19 protein-coding genes are annotated in these 17530 nt (G+C 69.3%); 16 read left to right on the forward strand and 3 right to left on the reverse strand.

Annotation, left to right across the window (positions count from 1 at the left end):
• Window positions 1-387 precede the first annotated feature (387 nt).
• Window positions 388-924: a GNAT family N-acetyltransferase gene (locus GV015_RS04645; RefSeq protein WP_159876901.1), complete on the forward strand. Its 537-nt coding sequence runs from the start codon at window positions 388-390 to the stop codon at window positions 922-924.
• Between the two features lie 61 nt (window positions 925-985).
• On the opposite strand, the gene GV015_RS04650 is transcribed toward GV015_RS04645, so the two are convergent.
• Entirely contained in the window at window positions 986-1567 is a 582-nt protein-coding gene (locus tag GV015_RS04650) for a helix-turn-helix transcriptional regulator (protein ID WP_159876903.1), read from the reverse strand.
• Window positions 1568-1675: 108 nt separating this feature from the next.
• On the opposite strand from GV015_RS04650, the gene GV015_RS04655 reads away from it, so the two are divergent.
• On the forward strand, window positions 1676-2806 hold the full coding sequence (locus GV015_RS04655; protein WP_159876905.1) for an epoxide hydrolase family protein: 1131 nt from the start codon (window positions 1676-1678) through the stop codon (window positions 2804-2806).
• An 8-nt stretch (window positions 2807-2814) separates the two neighbouring features.
• Here GV015_RS04655 and GV015_RS04660 read toward each other — a convergent pair whose 3' ends face one another.
• On the reverse strand, window positions 2815-3261 hold the full coding sequence (locus tag GV015_RS04660) for a MarR family winged helix-turn-helix transcriptional regulator (RefSeq protein ID WP_159876907.1): 447 nt from the start codon (window positions 3259-3261) through the stop codon (window positions 2815-2817).
• A gap of 63 nt (window positions 3262-3324) precedes the next feature.
• Here GV015_RS04660 and GV015_RS04665 point away from each other — a divergent pair, with 63 nt between their 5' ends.
• The 6 genes from GV015_RS04665 (at window position 3325) to GV015_RS04685 (ending at window position 6415) form a co-directional block, all read left to right on the forward strand.
• Window positions 3325-3693, forward strand: a complete 369-nt coding sequence (locus GV015_RS04665; protein ID WP_159876909.1) for a VOC family protein — start codon at window positions 3325-3327, stop codon at window positions 3691-3693.
• 33 nt (window positions 3694-3726) lie between these two features.
• A complete protein-coding gene (locus GV015_RS04670; protein WP_159876911.1) occupies window positions 3727-4260 on the forward strand; it encodes a hypothetical protein in 534 nt (177 codons plus the stop codon).
• Window positions 4261-4403: 143 nt separating this feature from the next.
• Window positions 4404-5450, forward strand: a complete 1047-nt coding sequence (locus tag GV015_RS04675) for an NAD(P)-dependent alcohol dehydrogenase (protein WP_159876913.1) — start codon at window positions 4404-4406, stop codon at window positions 5448-5450.
• 191 nt (window positions 5451-5641) lie between these two features.
• Window positions 5642-5776 (forward strand): hypothetical protein, encoded by a 135-nt coding sequence (locus GV015_RS19215; protein WP_256377191.1) that lies wholly within the window; start codon window positions 5642-5644, stop codon window positions 5774-5776.
• On the forward strand, window positions 5777-6019 hold the full coding sequence (locus tag GV015_RS04680) for a hypothetical protein (protein WP_159876915.1): 243 nt from the start codon (window positions 5777-5779) through the stop codon (window positions 6017-6019).
• Between the two features lie 69 nt (window positions 6020-6088).
• Window positions 6089-6415: a hypothetical protein gene (locus GV015_RS04685; RefSeq protein ID WP_159876917.1), complete on the forward strand. Its 327-nt coding sequence runs from the start codon at window positions 6089-6091 to the stop codon at window positions 6413-6415.
• A 204-nt stretch (window positions 6416-6619) separates the two neighbouring features.
• Here GV015_RS04685 and GV015_RS04690 read toward each other — a convergent pair whose 3' ends face one another.
• Window positions 6620-8320, reverse strand: coding sequence for an Ig domain-containing protein (locus GV015_RS04690; protein ID WP_159876919.1), 1701 nt, complete (start codon window positions 8318-8320; stop codon window positions 6620-6622).
• 299 nt (window positions 8321-8619) lie between these two features.
• On the opposite strand from GV015_RS04690, the gene glnT reads away from it, so the two are divergent.
• The 8 genes from glnT to GV015_RS04730 all read left to right on the forward strand — a co-directional run bounded on the left by glnT (window position 8620) and on the right by GV015_RS04730 (window position 17528).
• Window positions 8620-9981 carry a type III glutamate--ammonia ligase gene (gene glnT, locus GV015_RS04695; RefSeq protein ID WP_159876921.1) on the forward strand — a complete coding sequence of 454 codons (1362 nt, stop codon included), beginning with the start codon at window positions 8620-8622 and terminating at the stop codon, window positions 9979-9981.
• 5 nt (window positions 9982-9986) lie between these two features.
• Window positions 9987-10985 (forward strand): alpha/beta fold hydrolase, encoded by a 999-nt coding sequence (locus tag GV015_RS04700; protein WP_159876923.1) that lies wholly within the window; start codon window positions 9987-9989, stop codon window positions 10983-10985.
• A gap of 58 nt (window positions 10986-11043) precedes the next feature.
• On the forward strand, window positions 11044-11781 hold the full coding sequence (locus GV015_RS04705) for a TetR/AcrR family transcriptional regulator (RefSeq protein WP_159876925.1): 738 nt from the start codon (window positions 11044-11046) through the stop codon (window positions 11779-11781).
• Between the two features lie 250 nt (window positions 11782-12031).
• Window positions 12032-13351, forward strand: a complete 1320-nt coding sequence (locus GV015_RS04710; protein WP_159876927.1) for an ammonium transporter — start codon at window positions 12032-12034, stop codon at window positions 13349-13351.
• Between the two features lie 113 nt (window positions 13352-13464).
• On the forward strand, window positions 13465-14145 hold the full coding sequence (locus tag GV015_RS04715; protein ID WP_159876929.1) for a DedA family protein: 681 nt from the start codon (window positions 13465-13467) through the stop codon (window positions 14143-14145).
• A complete protein-coding gene (locus GV015_RS04720; protein ID WP_159876931.1) occupies window positions 14142-15386 on the forward strand; it encodes a sensor histidine kinase in 1245 nt (414 codons plus the stop codon). Before GV015_RS04715 ends, GV015_RS04720 begins: the two co-directional genes overlap by 4 nt.
• On the forward strand, window positions 15383-16051 hold the full coding sequence (locus tag GV015_RS04725; protein ID WP_159876933.1) for a response regulator transcription factor: 669 nt from the start codon (window positions 15383-15385) through the stop codon (window positions 16049-16051). Before GV015_RS04720 ends, GV015_RS04725 begins: the two co-directional genes overlap by 4 nt.
• Before the next feature lie 118 nt (window positions 16052-16169).
• Complete coding sequence (locus tag GV015_RS04730; protein ID WP_201299351.1) at window positions 16170-17528, forward strand: acyltransferase; 1359 nt, start codon at window positions 16170-16172, stop codon at window positions 17526-17528.
• The last annotated feature ends 2 nt before the right edge of the window (window positions 17529-17530 follow it).

Genomic DNA, 17530 nt, shown 5'->3' on the forward strand with positions numbered 1-17530 from the left:
ACCGGGCAGGTGTCCTGCAGTCGGTCACTGATACTCAGAACCAGACCCGCCGCAACGTTCCAGACACCCGAATGCCGGCTCAAGCGGCGGCGGGGTCTGGGCCACAACCGGGCGAGGGAGCCCGGTACGGATCATGGTACGCGCTGGATCCGGTCGTTTCGGCGGAATGCTCGGTCCGTTCGCAAGATGGCTATCCGAACCTGGGTACCGGAACCCAGCCCCGCCGCTGCGATCCAGACATTCGGGTGCCGGCTCAAGCGGCGGCGGGGTCTGGGCCACAACCGGGCGAGGGAGCCCGGTACCGAAGATGGTACGCGTCGCGACGGGCGGTGTCATCAGGGAACCCGCGTCAATACCCGGCGATGCGGGTGCTGCCAGACTGGGCGCATGGTCGATACGTTCTTGCGCCCGTGGGACGCTGACGATGCGCAGTCGCTCCAAGCCGCCTTCGTCGAGAACGTCGACCTGGCTCCGCAATTCGGCCATGCAGACCTGTCGACGGTCCAGGACGCGGTCCAGTTCATCGAGCGCGCGCTGACCTCTTCCGAGTCCCGGCTCAACTGGGCGGTCGTCCGCAACGGTTCGGTGGTCGGCAACGTCGGTGTCTCCGCGATCGACCGTCGGCACTCCACAGCTTGGCTGTCCTACTGGTTGATCGCGGGTGCGCGGGGCGGCGGTCTCGCGACGCGAGCGGTCAGGACGGTCGCCGATCACGCATTCCGCGAGGGGCTGTTCCGCTTGGAACTGGGACATCGGGTCAACAACCCTGCGTCCTGCGGGGTCGCGACACGGGCCGGCTTCCTCCCCGAGGGCATCGAACGGCAGAAGCTCGCGTACGGCGACGATCGCTTCGATGTCGAGCTGCACGCCCGCTTGGCGACTGACCCGGCGCCTGACGGCGATCTGCTTCTTCCGGTTCGTTAGGAGGTCCGGAGCTCCCGCATCAACTGGCGGACGAAACCTGGATCCAACTGCGGCTCACGGCTCACGCGCGGCTCAGGCTCTGCTCGTCGATGAAGATGTTGAGGCGCCGCAAGTGCTCCGGCGAGCGGGTGCGCGCACGCTCCCGCAGGCTGTCGAACTGGGAGATGAACCATGGCTCGGGCAGCGGCGTCAGCTCGGGCCATCGTGCGGTGAGCGCATCAGGCAGCGCTCGGCCGTAATGGGCCCGGAACAGGGTGTCCCATCCGGTGTCCGGGAGTTGCTCTGGAGGTCTGGCGAACAGCGGATCAGTCGCAAGGTCGGGCTCGACTGCGACCTTCTGCGCCGCTTGCGTCAGCAGGCGGAGGGCGAAGGTGCGATCTCCCTCGATGAGTGCGTCGCTCATCGCCTGGGAGACGCCCGCCGGCGAGAACCGAGCGGCGGGTGATGACGACTCGACCGCGTTGATGACGATGTCCTTCCCCAGGGCGCGCAGTGCCCGCTCGAGCGATGCCAGCTTGATCGTCGCGTCCTCCTCGGACTTCAAGAGCTGCGAGATCGCCCCAGGCGTGACGTGCAGGCGCCGAGCCAGTTCGGCCCCGCTCGTCCCCGCCGCGCTCATGGTGTCCCGAATCAGCGTACTCATCGACTCCCCGATCATTAGCTATAGCTAAATGATACCAGGGCATCGTGGTCACGCTCCGTCGCTGCGCATCGTTTATCCCTGTCGGACGTCTGCTCTAGCGTCGAGCGCATGCGTTCGTTCCGGATCCAGGTGCCCGATGCCGACCTCGAAGACCTGCAGCGGCGACTCGACGCGGTTCGCCTCCCCGCCGCGATCGGTGACGCCGGCGAGGAGAGCGCCCTCTCGCTCGACCGGTTGCGGTCGCTCGTCGACCACTGGCGGGACGGCTTCGACTGGCGGCGCATCGAACGCGAACTTCAGGATGTGCCGCAGTTCGAGGCGGAGGTCGACGGGCAGCGGCTGCATGTCGCGCGGCTACCGGCACCGGACGGCGTCACGGTGACGGTCCCGGTGATCGCGTTCCACGGCTGGCCGTACTCCTTCATCGAGATGCTGCCGCTGGCGAGGGAACTCGCAGGACGCACGGTCGACCTCGGCGACGGCCGGACACTCGGCTTCGAGGTCGTCGTCCCATCCCTGCCCGGGTACGGGTTCTCAGCGCCCCTCGTGGACCGGCCGTTCACCGGCCCGGTGGTCGCCGAACTCATGCACGCACTCATGACCGAGGTGCTGGGGCACGCGAGCTACCTCACCTACGGCGAGGACGTCGGGTCGACGACGAGCGACTGGCTCGCGGCCCTGTATCCCCAATCGGTCATCGGCCAGTTCGCGACGCACGCCGCCTTCCCATCTGCGTCCCGAGCGCGCGACCTCACCGCCGAGGAGCAGGACTGGCTCGATCGACACGACCAGGAGTGGGCTCGCGGTCTCGCCTATGCCCGTGTGCAGGCAACCAGGCCCGAGATCCTCGCGACGGCCCTGAACGACTCGCCGGTGGGCCTCGCCGCATGGATCGCGGAGAAGCTCCTCGCGTGGGCGGGCGACGGCACCTGGTGGACCGACGACGAGCTGCTGACCACGGTCTCGCTGTACTGGTTCACGCAGAGCATCGGATCATCGTTCCGGCCGTATCGCGACCACCCCAAGCAGCCCGAACTCCCGCTGATCGAGGTGCCCGTGGCCGTCGCCGTGCAGACGGGCGAACGCGGACTCCCGCGCTCCTACGCGGCAAGGGCCTACAGCGACATCCGGAGCTGGACGGAACTGGATCGCGGGGCGCACTTCACGGCCTGGCAGGTCCCGGTCGCTGTGGCGGACCGGATCCAGGCGTTCGTGGAGACCCTTCCCATCACCGACTGACGGGCGCCTCAGCGCTCGTCGTCGCGAAGTGATCGGATCATGCTGCGCAGGACGACGAGTGCTTCCCGCTGCTGATCGGCGTTCAGGCCGCTCAGCATTCGGACCTCGACCGATCGCACGGCGGCGGTCGCCTGTGCGAGGTGCTCACGACCGAGCGGCGTGAGCCGGGTCGGCAGCGCCTTGCCGACGGGGGCCTGTTCGGGGCGGCTGACGAAGCCGTCGCGCTCGAGGGCCTGCAGGAGCACGTTCATGGACTGTCGGGTGACGAAGGCACCGCGGGCCAGTTCGGAGTTCGACAGCCCAGGTCGCTGGGCGAGGAGTTCGAGGCAGGAGTAGTGCGTGATCGTCATGCCGAGTGGCCGCAGCACCGCCTCCATGGCTGAGCGGAGTGCGCTCGACGCCTCCTTCAGGAGGTACCCCAGCGAGGTGTCCAGTTCGATCCCGTCTTGACTCATGTCAGTATTCTGACATAGGCTGAGTGTGTCAGATAACTGACACAAGAGAAATGGATGCACATCATGCCCGTCACCGGACCGGACTTCATCTCCCTCCAGGTCACCGACCTCGACGCCTCGCAGGCCTTCTACGAGCAGTACCTCGGCCTCGTCCGCTCGCAGGCCGGCCCGCCGCACGCGGTCGTCTTCGAGACGACGCCGACGGCCTTCGCCCTGCGCGACATCGTCCCCGGAACCGATCTCGCCTCCGCGCCCCAGCCTGGGATCGGCGCGGCGATCTGGCTGTACGCCACGGACGTCCAGGAGATCCACGACGCCCTCGTCGCCGACGGCCACACGATCGTCTCGGCTCCGATCGACGGCCCGTTCGGCCGCACCTTCACCTTCGCCGACCCCGACGGCTACCAGCTGACCCTCCACGACCGCGCCTGAGTCGTTCAGTGCCCGACGCGTCAGAATGGACGGATGCGACGATCGAGAGTGCACGTGATGGGCGCCAGTGGTAGTGGCGTGACGACGCTCGGGCGGGCGCTCGCCGATCACTGGTCCGTCCCGCACGCCGACGCCGACGACTACTTCTGGGTGCCGACGGACCCGCCCTACGTCACCAAGCGTTCTGACGCGGAGCGGGTGCGGCTCATGCGCGAGCTGTTCGTGCCGCGCGAGGCGTGGGTCCTGTCGGGTTCGATGCCCGGCTGGGGCGACGAGATCGTCGCCGAGTGCGACGCCATCGTCTTCGTGACCCTCGATCCGGCGGAGCGGCTGCGGCGTCTGGAGGTCCGAGAGATCGAGCGGCGGGCAGGCGAACCGCACGACGACCGCGCGTGGCGGGAGTTCCGTGAGTGGGCGAGCGGCTACGACGACCCTGCGTTCGACGGCCGGAGTCGGGCGTCGCACGAGGCCTGGCTCGCGACCCTGCCGCAGCCGGTCCTCCAGGTCGACAGCGGGCTGTCGCGAGCTGAGCTCCTCGAGGTCGTCCTGGCCTGGGAACCGCGCTGACGGGTGTCGGTGTCAGAGCGCTGTCAACGGGGTGCCGGCCGCCGGATCGAGGCGCATACTGGAACGGTCAGACTTATCTGACACACGTCGCTTAGTGAGCGACTGCGGCGTGCGGTTCCGACGCTCGAGGAGGATGTCTCACCATGAAGGCACTGCGGTACACGAAGATCGGCTCGGCCCCTGAGGTCGTCGAGATCGAGAAGCCGACGCCGGGGCCGGGTGAGATCCTGCTGAAGGTCACCGCCGCCGGTGTCTGCCACTCCGACGACTACGTCATGAGCCTCCCCGAGGAGGACTACCTCGCGCAGCAGTACCCGCTGCCGCTCACGCTCGGACACGAGGGCGCCGGCGTCATTGAGTCGTTCGGCGAGGGTGTCGAGACGAGCCTGCAGATCGGTGACGCGGTCGCCGTCTACGGGCCGTGGGGCTGTGGCCACTGCCTGAACTGTTCGCAGGGCAAGGAGAACTACTGCACGAACGCCGTCGCCGAGGGGATCCGTCCTCCCGGACTCGGCAGCCAGGGCTCGATGGCCGAGTACATGATCGTCGACGACGTGCGCCATCTGGTGCCGATCGGCGACCTCGACCCCGTGAAGAACGTGTCCCTCACCGATGCCGGGCTCACGCCGTACCACGCGATCAAGCGCAGCCTGCCGAAGCTCGGCGCCGGCACCGTCGCCGTCGTCATCGGATCCGGTGGCCTCGGTCACGTCGGCATCCAGATGCTCAAGGCGCTCTCCGGAGCGACGGTCATTGTCCTCGACGTGAGCGACGAGAAGCTCGAGCTGGCGAAGCACGTCGGTGCCGACGTCACGCTCATCAGCGACGAGTCGGCCGCGGGCAAGATCCGTGAGCTGACCGGCGGTGTCGGGGTCGACGCGGTGTTCGACTTCGTCGGCGCCAACCCGACGATCGCCACGGCCACCGCGGTCGCCGCCATGGAGGCCGACGTGACGATCGTCGGCATCGGTGGCGGATCGGCGACCATCGGCTTCGGTTCGATCGCCTATGACGCCGCCGTCCGCGTGCCGTACTGGGGTTCGCGGAGCGAGCTCATCGAGGTCTTCGAGCTCGCGAAGGCGGGCAAGGTCGACGTCGAGGTGCAGCCGTACTCGCTCGACGACGCCCCGAAGGCCTACGAGGACCTGCACGCGGGCGCGATCCGCGGGCGTGCGGTCATCGTCCCGTAACCGCGACTCCCGGAACCGGCGCCCCTCGCATTCGCGGCGGGCGCCGGTTCTGCGTTTCACCGCACCTCGGCGCAGGGTTCACACCCCGGAAACACTTTCGACACTGCATCGAAACTCCACCCACGCATACGTTCAATACAGTATCGAAATGAGTCGCGGCGAGGGCAGCGACGCAACCGGAGGAGCAACCCATGACCGTCGTCGAGACCGTTACCACCGTGGCGTCCGTTCCGGTCGGGACCACGACCTACGACGTGCAGATCACCGGCTTCGACCCCGACTCCGCGAGCGGCCAGTCCAACTTGGGGCCCGACGACGCGCCCTGAATGGAACCCGGAGCCTCGTTCACGCCCGGTGTCAACGGGGCGACGATCCGCGTGGAGAACACCCCGGGTGCCGGCTATTTGCTCAACAGCTACTCCTACACGCCCACCGAGGTCGTCCTGTTCGGCTGGCCGAACGCCCTGAGTGCCGGCAACCCGTTCGATCCGGACGAGCCGTTCCGCTTCACCTCCCGCTTCTCGAACCGCAACGCCGTGGGCACCCCGGCCCGCGACCTGCAGATCTGACATGCCTGGAATGCCGACCAGGTCCACCTGACCGGGCCGGGGACCCAGCGGCTGCAGCAGTTCCCGATCATGATCGAGTACGGGGTCCTGACCGGCACGCCGAACGCGCAGCTCAGCCGCTGCGGTCGGGTGGGCGACGGTGCAGCGACCTGGTACGCCTCGCCGGCCGATATCCCGGCGGGCGGTGGCGAGGCTGGTGGCGGTGCCGCGGCTGGAGGCGGCGACGACCTCAGCAAGACCGGTGTCGACGGTGTCGTCCCCGCGACGGCGCTCGGTACGCTCAGCCCTGCTGATCGGTGCGCTGACGGTGGCCGTGGTCCGGCGCCGACGGGTTTCGGATGCACCCTCCGCGTGATGACAAGCATGACGCGGTCGCGCATCCCGTCCACGACGTGAACGCAGAACGGCCCCGTCCCTCCGGGGGGGGGGGGGGGGGGGGGGCGGCNACCCCCCCCGCGGTAGAAAAAAACGCGGCCGGGCCCCCGTCCCGGCCAGGGGTGGGAGGCGGAGCGCCCCCCTCCCCCGGGGGGGGGGGGGGGGGGCGGGGCCGTTCGTGCTTCAGCGGTCAGGCGGGCCGGTGGGCTCGCCGGGTCGCCGTCGTCAGCGCTGTGCCTGCTTCTGGCGGCGCAGCATCATGACGAGGCCGGCTGCGAGGAGCGTGAGTGCTCCGCCGATCGCGGCGATCGTTCCAGCCGCGTCGACGCCGGTGGAGGCGAGCTTGCCGTTCGACGAGTTGCCGCCGGTCGAGGATCCGCCGCCGGTCGAGCCGGACCCGGTGTCGCCCGAGTCCTGCGTGTCGGGGTCGACCGCGACACCGTAGTCGATGGTGTCGGTGCCGTCGGCGAACACTGCGCCGGGCACGGTCGTGGCGATGAGGTGGCCGTCGCGCAGCGTCCAGGTGATGAGGTCGGTGTCGGCCGGGACGATCCACGAGGCGTTGTCCGGGCCGGCCGGGTTGTCGACGCCCGGGGTCGCGGGGTCCGGGACGACAAGCGCGTCGATCGTCACGGTGTGCTCACCGCGGGTCGTGAGGCCGGAGGCGTCGGTGGTGTCGATGGTCACGGAGAAGGTGCCGGTCGTCGTGGTGGTGCCGACGAGGTGCCCCGTCTGCGGGTCGACGGACAGACCGTCCGGGAGCGAACCGGCCACGGTGGAGTACGAGGTCGGTGCGTAAGCGTCGACCGTGCCGTTGGAGTAGTCGAACGTGACCAGCTCCTCGTCGAGGGCGGTGTGCGCGGGCACCGAGACGGACGCGTCGTGCTGGTCGACCTCGACGACGGGGTACAGGGTGGTGCCGTTCGCAGCGGCTCCGCTCGGGTCGTCGATCGTCCACGAGTACTGGGCGTACCACTCGTAGTCGCCGCGGACGGGCTCGAGCCCTTCGGCCGACGCCTGGGCGCGCGTGACGATGTCGGTGCTCGCGAAGGTGAGGGGACCGGCGTCGACGGACCCGTCTCCGAGTCGAGCCGTGCCGCCCGACCACGGGACGGTGCGGTCAGCCGGTGTGGCGGTGATGCTGCTCTGCTCGGCGGACTTCAGGATCGGCTCCGAGCTGACGTGACGCTGGTCGTCCGCCCACAGGGTCGACGTGGTCGGGAGTCCCGAGAAGTCGTTGATCGCATTGAACTCGAGGTTCAGAATGTTGTACGGGCCGCGCGGGAACGAGGCGAGGTCGGCACCGTCGAGCAGGTTGTAGCCGACACGCAGGTCGGTGAGGGCGGTGAGCGCCTGCAGGTCCATGTCCGTCTGTCGGTTGAACGGGACGGAGAGCTTGGTGAGGTTGGGCAGCGCGTCCCAGCCGGTGATCGTCGTCGGGGGAGCGACGGTCTCGTCCGCGACTGCCGGGATGAGGCTCAGTGAGGTCAGGGTGTCACCGACCCCGGCAAGATCGTGCAGATCGATCGTCGCGGGGAGGTTCTTGTACCCCTGGAGCGTGAGGGTGCGGAGCGCGTCCATCCCCTCGAGCGGCGTGAGGTCGTTGATCTCCAGGTTGGAGTGCAGGCTGAGGATGGGCGCGTTGACGAGGAACTGTGCACCCTCGAGGCTCGTGATGGTGGCGTACTTCGAGACGCACTCCACCCAGCCGGTCACTGTGGCGAGTTCGGCCTCGGTGATCGGCGTGGCGGCGTCGCGCTTGAACTGGTCCTCGTTGAGGCACGCCTGGAAGTTCGGGTCGGCGACGACGTTGGTGTCGCCGGCTGCCGCCCACGCTGCGGTGGGGATGAGGGAGCTGGCGATGGCTGCCGTGCCGAGCAGGGCCGATGCGGCCAATGCCCGTCGGCGTCGGGGGAGGTGGGACATGGAGGTGCTCCTAGCTTGTCTGATGGGGTGTTCATCGATCGAACAGTCGCATCAAGCGCTTTCCGGGAGGCAGCTCGAGCAGCCGATCAGGCGATAACTTAAATACTAGACGCTCATGTTTAATACGTCAACATCTTTAATTAGGTGATATGGCAGAGCTCGGTGCCATCCCGGCGACCCGCGCCTTCATCTCCGCGAAACATCGCCGTCACCACGGTGAAACCGGGTGCCCGCATACTTTTCAATACAGTATGGAAATACGTCGCAGTACGCGTGCGACACAACCGGAGGAGCACCCCATGACCATCGTCGAGACCGCGACCACCGTCGATTCCGTTCGCACCCGTCTGCAGGAGGCCGGCGTCAAGTACGCGATGGCGAGCTTCGTGGACCTGCACGGCAGCATCAAGACCAAGTTCGTGCCGCTGTCCCACCTCGAGCGCATGGCCGGGGGGTCGGAGCTCTTCACCGGCGCCGCGCTCGACGGCCTCCCGCAGGACATCAGCGACGAGGAGTTGTCGGCCCGCCCCGACCTCGACAGCGCGGTGCAGTTGCCGTGGCGGAAGGACGTCGCCTTCTTCGCGAGCGACCTGTACACGAAGGGCGAACCGTTCGAGGCGGCCTCCCGCAACATCCTCAAGCGTCAGCTCGATGCGGCGGCCGAGATGGGCTTCACCTTCAACCTCGGCATCGAGACCGAGTTCTTCGTCCTAAAGGACACCCCCGAGGGTGTGACCGAGGTCAGCGACCGCGACGACCTCGCGAAGCCCTGCTACACGGCGACCGCCGCGCTCGACAACCTCGATTGGCTCACCGAGCTGGTCGAGGCGATGACCGAGATGGGCTGGGGCGTGTACTCGTTCGACCACGAGGACGCCCCGGGGCAGTTCGAGATCGACTTCAACTACTCCGACGCGCTCACCATGGCCGACCGCGCCGTGTTCTTCCGGCTGATGGCCAACGAGATCGTCCGCAAGCACGGCTACTTCGCGACATTCATGCCGAAGCCCTTCGCCGACCGCAGCGGCTCGGGTGCGCACTTCAACATGTCGCTCGCCGACATCGAGACCGGTGAGAACCTGTTCGAGACCGACGACGACCCGCGTGGTTGCGGTATCTCGGAGCTCGGATACAAGTTCATCGCCGGAGTCCTGAAGCACGCGCCGGCGCTCTCGGCGGTCATCGCGCCGACGGTCAACAGCTACAAGCGGCTCGTGCGTCAGGGCAGCATGTCGGGCTCCACCTGGGCTCCGGTCTTCGTGAGCTACGGCAACAACAACCGGACGAACATGCTGCGCGTGCCGCTCCAGGGTGGGCGCGTGGAGTGCCGGGCGGCCGACATCAGCTGCAACCCGTACCTCGGGGCGGCACTCATCCTCGCCGCGGGCCTCGAGGGCATCCGTGAGGACCTCGACCCGGGAGCGCCGCACACCGAGAACATGTACGACTACACCGAGGCACAGGTCGCGCAGCTCGGCATCGGCATGCTGCCTCGCAGCCTCGGCGAGGCGGTCGACGAGTTCGCCACCGACTCGCTGTCGCGTGCCGTGTTCGGCGAGGCGATGTACGACGCATTCATCGACTACAAGCGCCAGGAATGGAACGAGTATCAGGCGCACGTGTCGGACTGGGAGACCGCCCGCTACCTGAAGTTCTTCTGATCCCGATGCACCAGGTCCTCGACCTCGGGAGGTTCGCGCTGGAGTCCGGCGCGGACCTCCCCGAGGCGCGCCTCGCGTACACGACGCGGGGCGCGCTGAACGCCGACGGCGACAACGCCGTCCTGCTCCCGAGCTACTACACCGGCATCCACGCCAGCTACGAGCCGTGGATCGGGCCGGGCCGGGCGCTCGACCCTGAGCGCTGGTTCGTCGTCTCGACGAACCTGTTCGGCAACGGCGTTTCCACCTCACCGTCGAACGCGGTGGCCGAGGCGCGGGGTGCGGCGTTCCCCACTGTCTCGATCGGTGACAACGTCCGGGCACAACTGCGGCTCGCCGAACGCCTCGGTGTCCGTCGCTGGCGGCTGGTCGCGGGCTGGTCGATGGGCGCGCTGCAGGCGTACGAATGGGCGGTGCGGTACCCGGGCCTCCTCGACGGGTTCCTCCCCATCGCCGGTGCGGCACGGTGTTCGCCGCACAACGCGGTCTTCCTGGCCGGTGTCGAGGCGGCGCTCCGGGCCGATCCGGCGTTCGACGACGGGCGCTACACGACACCGCCGCGGGCCGGACTCCGCGCATTCGGGACGGTGTATGCGGGGTGGGCCTACTCGCAGGCGTTCTTCCGCGACGGCACCTACCGCGAGCTCGGGTACGCCGACGTCGCCGCCCTCCTCGAGGACTGGGCGGCCGACCACGAGCGGTGGGACGCGAACGACCTGCTCGCGATGCTGCGCACCTGGCAGCGGGCGGATCCCGGGCGAGGGGTCGAGGGCGGGTTGGCCGCGGCGCTCGGGGGTGTGCGCGCGCGGAGCATCGTCATGCCGTCGTCGACCGACCTCTACTTCACCGTCGAGGACAACGTCCTGGAGTCGTCGATGATGCGTCGGAGCGAGGTGCGGGTGATCGAGTCCGACCTCGGCCATGTGGCGGGTCGGCCCGGCGTGCGTGCAGCCGAGACGGCCGTGATCGAGGCGGCCATGCGGGAGCTGCTGGGCGAGAGCTGAGCCGCCGTGCCCGCCCGTAGGATTGGCGGAGGTGTCCGCGAGCAGGGAGTGGTGATCGATGGCCGGCCGCACAGGAGCATCGCCCGGTCGTCCGCGCGCGAGCGGGATCGCCGCCGAGGATCCTCGTGAGGAGATCATCCAGGTCGCGACCAGGCTGTTCGCGGAGCGCGGGTACGAGCGCACGAGCATGACGATGCTGGCCGAGGCGTGTGGGATGAAGCAGTCCTCGCTCTACTACTGGTTCGCGAACAAGCGCGAGGTGCTGCGGGCGACCGCCGCCTCGAACCGCCAGTCGGTCGGCGCCGCGGAGGCCCTCGGTCCGATCGAGGCTGATGTTCCCGCGAAGCTCTACCGCGTCCTCTACGAGGACGGCGTCGCGATCTGCGAGGCGCCCTTCGACTACAACGAGATCGAGCGGCTCGCGGCGGAGCACCCCGACGACCTCGCGTCGTTCTGGGACGACTACCGCACGCTGTTCACGTTCGTCGCCGGACTCATCCGCGACGGCGTCGAGCAGGGGACCCTCGTGCTCGGCGGCAGCGAGACGCCGGAGTGGGCGGCCGCGGCCGCACTCCACGCCAACGAGGGCATGCAGAAGGCCTACCGTTATGGCTCCGGCGACATCGCCGCCCAGTACCCGCCGGTCGAGGCCGCCGAGGGTGCGAGCGAGACGGACCGCATCAGGGCCTTCGCGCGGCGCACCTCCGCCGCCACCCTCCACAGCCTCCTTGTCGACCGCGCTGCGCTCGCCGACGTCGAGCGGGCTGCGCTCCAACTCGACCTCGCGGCCGGCTAACCCGCCGGAGACTCGTCCTCAGCTGGGGCGTCCGTCGAGTGGGTCCGACGTCCCGACCGCAGGCTCGACGTGATGACGCCCATCATTCACGTCTGCCGAGGGGTAAACGCCGACCGGACTCGACACGCGATCCCGTAACGAACACGAAACGGATTCGATACTGCATTGAAACCGGTCGTCACAACAATTGGATGACCTATTGAAAATGCGGTCGTCCGTTTCGGATCCCGCGCGAACCCTGGAGGTCCGAATGGACACGGCTGCAATCGCGGGCAACACTGCATGGCTCCTGACGGCGGTGGTGGCCGTGGCGCTGATGCTGCCCGGCCTGGCGATGTTCTACGGCGGCATGGTCAGCCGTCGCGTCACCATGAACATGATGATGATGATCTTCGCGTCGTTCTGTCTCGTCGGGATCCTCTGGGTGGCCTTCGGCTACTCGATGGTCTTCGGCGACAGCCTCGGCGGCCTCGGGCTCGTCGGCGACCCCACCGAGTACCCGGGCCTCGGCCAGTTGCTCGTCGCCCCTGAGGGGAGCACGCTGCCGCCGCTGGCGCTCGCCGCACTCCACCTGATGTTCGCCGGTCTCACGATCGGGATCGTCGCCGGTGCTGCCGCCGGTCGGATGAAGTTCAGCGCATGGATGGTCTTCGCCGGTGTCTGGTCGACGCTCGTCTACTTCCCGGTCGCGCACTGGGTCTTCGCCTTCGACTCCGCTGACGGCAGCGTGCAGGGCGGGTGGCTCGCGAACACGATCGGCTCGATCGACTACGCCGGCAGCACCGCGATCCACGTCAACTCCGGGGTCGCCGCCCTGGCCCTCGCCATCGTCCTCGGCAAGCGCAACGGCTTCCCGTCGCAGCCGAAGGCGCACAGCCTCCCGCTCACGCTCCTCGGTGCCGGCCTGCTCTTCGTCGGCTGGATCGGCTTCGACGGCAGCGCCCTCGGTGCCGCCGACAACAACGCCGCCGTCGCCGTCTTCAACACCGTCGCCGCGACCTGCGCGGGCGTCATCGTCTGGCTCCTCGTCGAGAAGCTGCGCGACGGTCACCCCACCACCCTCGGCGCCTGCTCGGGCGCGATCGCCGCACTCGTCGCCATCACGCCGTCCTGCGGTGCGGTCACCCCGCTCGGCTCCCTCGCGATCGGTGCCGCCGCAGCGGTCGTCTGCTACTTCGCGGTGAGCCTCAAGGTCCGCCTCGGCTTCGACGACGCCCTCGACGTCACCGCCCTGCACTTCGTCGGCGGCGTCGTCGGTGGCCTCCTCATCGGTGTGCTCGCGGTCCCGCTCGCGCCGAGTGGAGGAGAGGGGCTCCTCGCGGGCGGTGGCTTCCTGCTCCTGGGCAAGCAGGCGCTCGCGATCGTCGCCGTCTTCGTCTACACCTTCTCCATCACCTGGGTGCTCGCGAAGGTGCTCGACAAGACGATGGGCATCCGTGTCTCGGCCGAGACGGAGGCGCAGGGCCTCGACGTCGTCCTCCATGCCGAGAACGCCTACGAGATCAGCACGCACGAAGCGCTCGCCCCGCGTGGGCACGCCGAACCGAAAGTCCCGGCCGTCGTCGACTAGGACCGGCACCGGCGAGGACCGGCACCGGCGGCGCCGCAGAACACCACCGGGGTAGGGGGTCCGCGATACCCCAGGGTGATGCTGCGGCGCCGTCCGCTTCGTAGCGTCGGAGCATGGACGTCATCAACGAGCTCATCCTCAACGCAGTGACCTCACCGTGGCTGTACGTGGTGATGTTCGCGACCGCGGTCATCGACGGGTTCTTCCCGCCGATCCCGAGCGAGACGGTGCTCGTCGCCGCAGCGGCCGTCGCGGTCTCGACCGGCGGATCGAACCTCCTGCTCCTCTGCGCCGTCGCGGCCGTGGGTGCGGCGATCGGCGACAACATCGCCTACCTCATCGGCCGCGGGGTCGGCACGACGCGCTTCGCGTGGATGCGGCGTCCCCGGATCGCGGCGGCTTTCGACCGGGCTGGGCGGACGCTCGGGCGTCGCGGCGCCCCGCTGATCCTCGGGGCGCGGTACATCCCGGTCGGCCGCGTCGTGGTCAACATGTCCGCCGGTGCCCTCCGATACCCGTGGCGACGGTTCCTGCCGCTCAGTGTCATCGGGGGAGTGACCTGGGCCGCCTACAGCGCGATCATCGGCGTCGTCGCCGGCAAGCTCTTCGAGGACCAGCCGTTCCTCAGCTCCGTGCTCGGTGTGGGCGTCGCGCTCGTCCTCGGTCTGGTCGTCGACCGGGTCGCAGCCATCCGTCGTCGTCGCCGTGAGCGGTCCGATGCGGCCGGCGACGGGACGCCGGAGGAATCGGACACCGAGGAGCACCCGCCGGCCCTGGCGCTGATGGGACAATGACCCTCGTGGATCGGACGGCGCGCGGCACCTCCCGCCGCACCGTCGGACTCTTCGTCCTCGCGGGCGTCGGCGTCGTCCTGCTGAGCGTCCTCGTTCCGATCCAGAGCCTCCTCTACGGCACCGTGCTCCCGGCGTCGTTCCTCCTCGGAGCCGCGGTCTGTGGCGCGCCACTCCTGTCCGTCGTGCTCCCACGCGTCGCGATCGTGCTGTTCTCCGCTGCGGCCTTCGTGCTCCCGCTGGTCGCCTCGCCCGACCACGACCCGGTCTGGCCGTGGCCATGGTCGGTGCCCGCGCTCATCGCGTTCGCCGTGTTCGTCGGCGTCGTCACCTTCCTCCACGGTTGGCTGCTGGGACTCATCCCGTTGCTCGTCGGCATCGCGGGCTCGCTCGTCGCGGCGCTCCTCGTCCCGTCCGCCGCCGACGCGACCGCCATGGCCGCGGACCTCATCGTCGCGTCATCCGTCGCGGGGGTGGCGTACCTCGTGGCGCTGCTCGTCTCGGGACGCGTCCGGGTGGGCGAGGAGCTGACCCGGGAGCGTGAGATCTCCGCCGCCGAGCAGTCCCGGCGCGTGCTCGTCGAGGAGCGCACCCGCATCGCCCGCGAGCTCCACGACGTGGTCGCGCACAGCATGTCCGTGATCCAGGTGCAGGCCTCGACGGCGAAGTACCGCGTGCCGGGCCTCGCCCAGGATGCCGCAGCGGAGTTCGACGACATCGCCGCCACCGCGCGGGGCTCGCTCGTCGAGATGCGGCGTCTGCTCGGCGTCCTGCGCACCGAGGACCAGGTCGCAGAACTCGCGCCGCAACAAGGCCTGGAGGATCTCCCGGCACTCGCCGACAGCCTGCGCCGCGTGGGTGCCGACATCACCCTCTCGATGCACCGCGGTGACGAAGGCGTCCCCGTCCCGCCGACCGTGCAGATCGCGGCGTTCCGCATCGTGCAGGAGGCGATGAGCAACGCCGTCCGACACGCACCGGGCGCGCCCATCGTCGTCGACGTCCGGGTCGATGCGACCGCGGTGCAGCTGCGCATCCACAACGGTCCTGCGCAGAGCCCGGGGGAGCACGGCGCCGGACACGGCCTCCGCGGCATGCTCGAACGCGCCGCCCTCCTCGACGGCACCCTCGATGCCGGCCCCGACGGTGTCGGCGGTTGGCTCTTGACGGCCGTGCTGCCCACCGGCGAGCCGACCTCGACGCCATCCCGCCCCCGATCCAGCTCGACGAAGGACCGCCAATGACCATCGACGTCCTCATCGCCGACGACCAGGCCATGGTCCGAGCCGGATTCGCCGCGCTCCTCGACGCCCACGACGGGATCCGGGTGACAGGGCAGGCCGCGAACGGAGCCGAAGCGGTCACGCTGTCGGCGCGGCTCGACCCCGACGTCATCCTCATGGACGTCCGCATGCCAGAGCTCGACGGCATCGAGGCGGCGAAGCGCATCCTCGGCCCGGGCTACCCGGCGGCGAAGGTCCCCCGCATCATCATGCTCACCACCTTCGACATCGACGATTACGTCTACGACGCCCTGCAAGCCGGGGCGAGCGGCTTCCTGCTCAAGGACGCGCTGCCCGAGGACCTCGTGCACGCCGTGCGGGTGGTGGCGGCCGGTGACGCACTGCTGGCCCCGAGCGTCACCCGGCGGATGATCGCGCAGTTCGCCGCGCAGAAGCCCCGCGCCTCGCAGGGCGCCGCGCGGCTGGCGGAGCTCACCGAGCGCGAGCGCGAGGTGCTCGTCCTCATCGGCCATGGGCGGTCGAACAGCGAGATCGCCGCGACCCTGTTCATCGCGGAACAGACCGTGAAGACCCATGTCGGCAAGGTCCTCGCCAAGGTCGGCGCGCGCGACCGCGTGCAGGCCGTCATCTTCGCCTACGACACCGGACTCGTCGCCCCGTCCTGACCCGGACTCCGCGCGTCGGTGCCTCACCCCTGGGTACGGGGCGCGACGACACCGCCGGGTGATGTGCCCTCGGGTGCCGCGTTCGTAACCTCCTCGGACATCACCGAGGAGGACCGTCATGGCCATCACCCACGCAGCACCGATCGACGCCAGAACCGATCGCGCCAGACCGGTCCGCACCGGGCCAGATCGAACCAGGGGCGAACGCGACCGCGGCATCGACCTCGTGCGTGCCTGCTGCATCGTCGGTGTCGTCGTCCTGCACGCGATGATGGTCGGCGTGACGGTGACCTCCGCCGGTCCGGTGTTCGAGAACGCGAGTGACGGCACCGCCTGGATCGCCCCGCTCAGCTGGATCCTCCAGGTCATGCCGCTGTTCTTCGTGATCGGCGGGTTCGCCGGCCTGCTCGCGTATCGACGCCACCGGTCGCACGGCGCGCCGGCCTCGGCGTTCGTCGCCGCGCGGCTCCATCGCCTGTTGCTCCCCGCGGTCGTCACCATCAGCTGTGTTGGAGCTGCCCTCACGATGCTGACCGTGGCCGGTGTCCCCGCCGACCTCGTCGCCATGGCCGGCTTCCGGTTCGGCCAGCCACTCTGGTTCCTCGGCGTCTTCCTGCTCTGCCAGGCACTGCTGCCTGCGCTCGCCGCCGCCCACGAGCGCGCACCGCTCCGGTCGATCGCGTCACTCGCCATCGCCGCCGTGCTGGTCGACGTCCTGCGTGCTGCCACTGGTGTCGACGCCCTCGGATTCATCAACCTCGTCCTCGTCTGGACCGCGCTCCAGCAACTCGGGTTCTTCCTGGCGGACGGCTCGATCGGCGCGCTCAGCCGGCGTGTCCGGGCGCTCGCCGGTGTCGGGGCGGTCGTCGTCCTCGTCGTCACCTGGTGGACCGGCGTGTACTCGAGTGACCTCATCGCGAACATCAACCCGCCCACCGCGGCGCTCCTGCTCGTCGGCGTCGCGCACACGGCGTTGCTGTCGCTCCTGCGAGACCGGCTCACGAGGCTCAGCCGGCGGCCCAGGGTCGCGGCGGTGACGGCCTTCGTCACCACGCGGGCCATGACGATCTACCTCTGGCACATGCCGGTCCTGCTGGCGATGGCCGGCGCGTCGGCCCTGTTCGCACTGACGACCGGCATCGCGCTTCCGGCGCCGGATAGCCTCGGATGGTGGCTCGGGCGGCCACTCTGGCTGGCGCTCGCGCTGACGCTGACCGCACTGGTCGCGACGGTGTTCGCCCGCGTCGAGGCGGTTCCGAGCCCGGTCGCGACCGGTGCACGACGGCGACTCGCGATCGCCGTCCTACTGGGGCTGGGCGCGATCGTGGCGCTCCTCGTGGTCGGCACTTCCGTGCTGACCGCGGCGCTCGCCGTGGTGCTGATCCTCGCCGCGCTCGTCCTGAGTGCAGAGGCCGGCGCGGATCGTCGCGGCCAGTGCCGTGCGCCGGCGCTGGTGGACCTCGGGTGCGTCCGCTGAGG

The organism is Plantibacter sp. T3 (genome assembly GCF_902506515.1).
Lineage (GTDB): Bacteria > Actinomycetota > Actinomycetes > Actinomycetales > Microbacteriaceae > Plantibacter > Plantibacter auratus.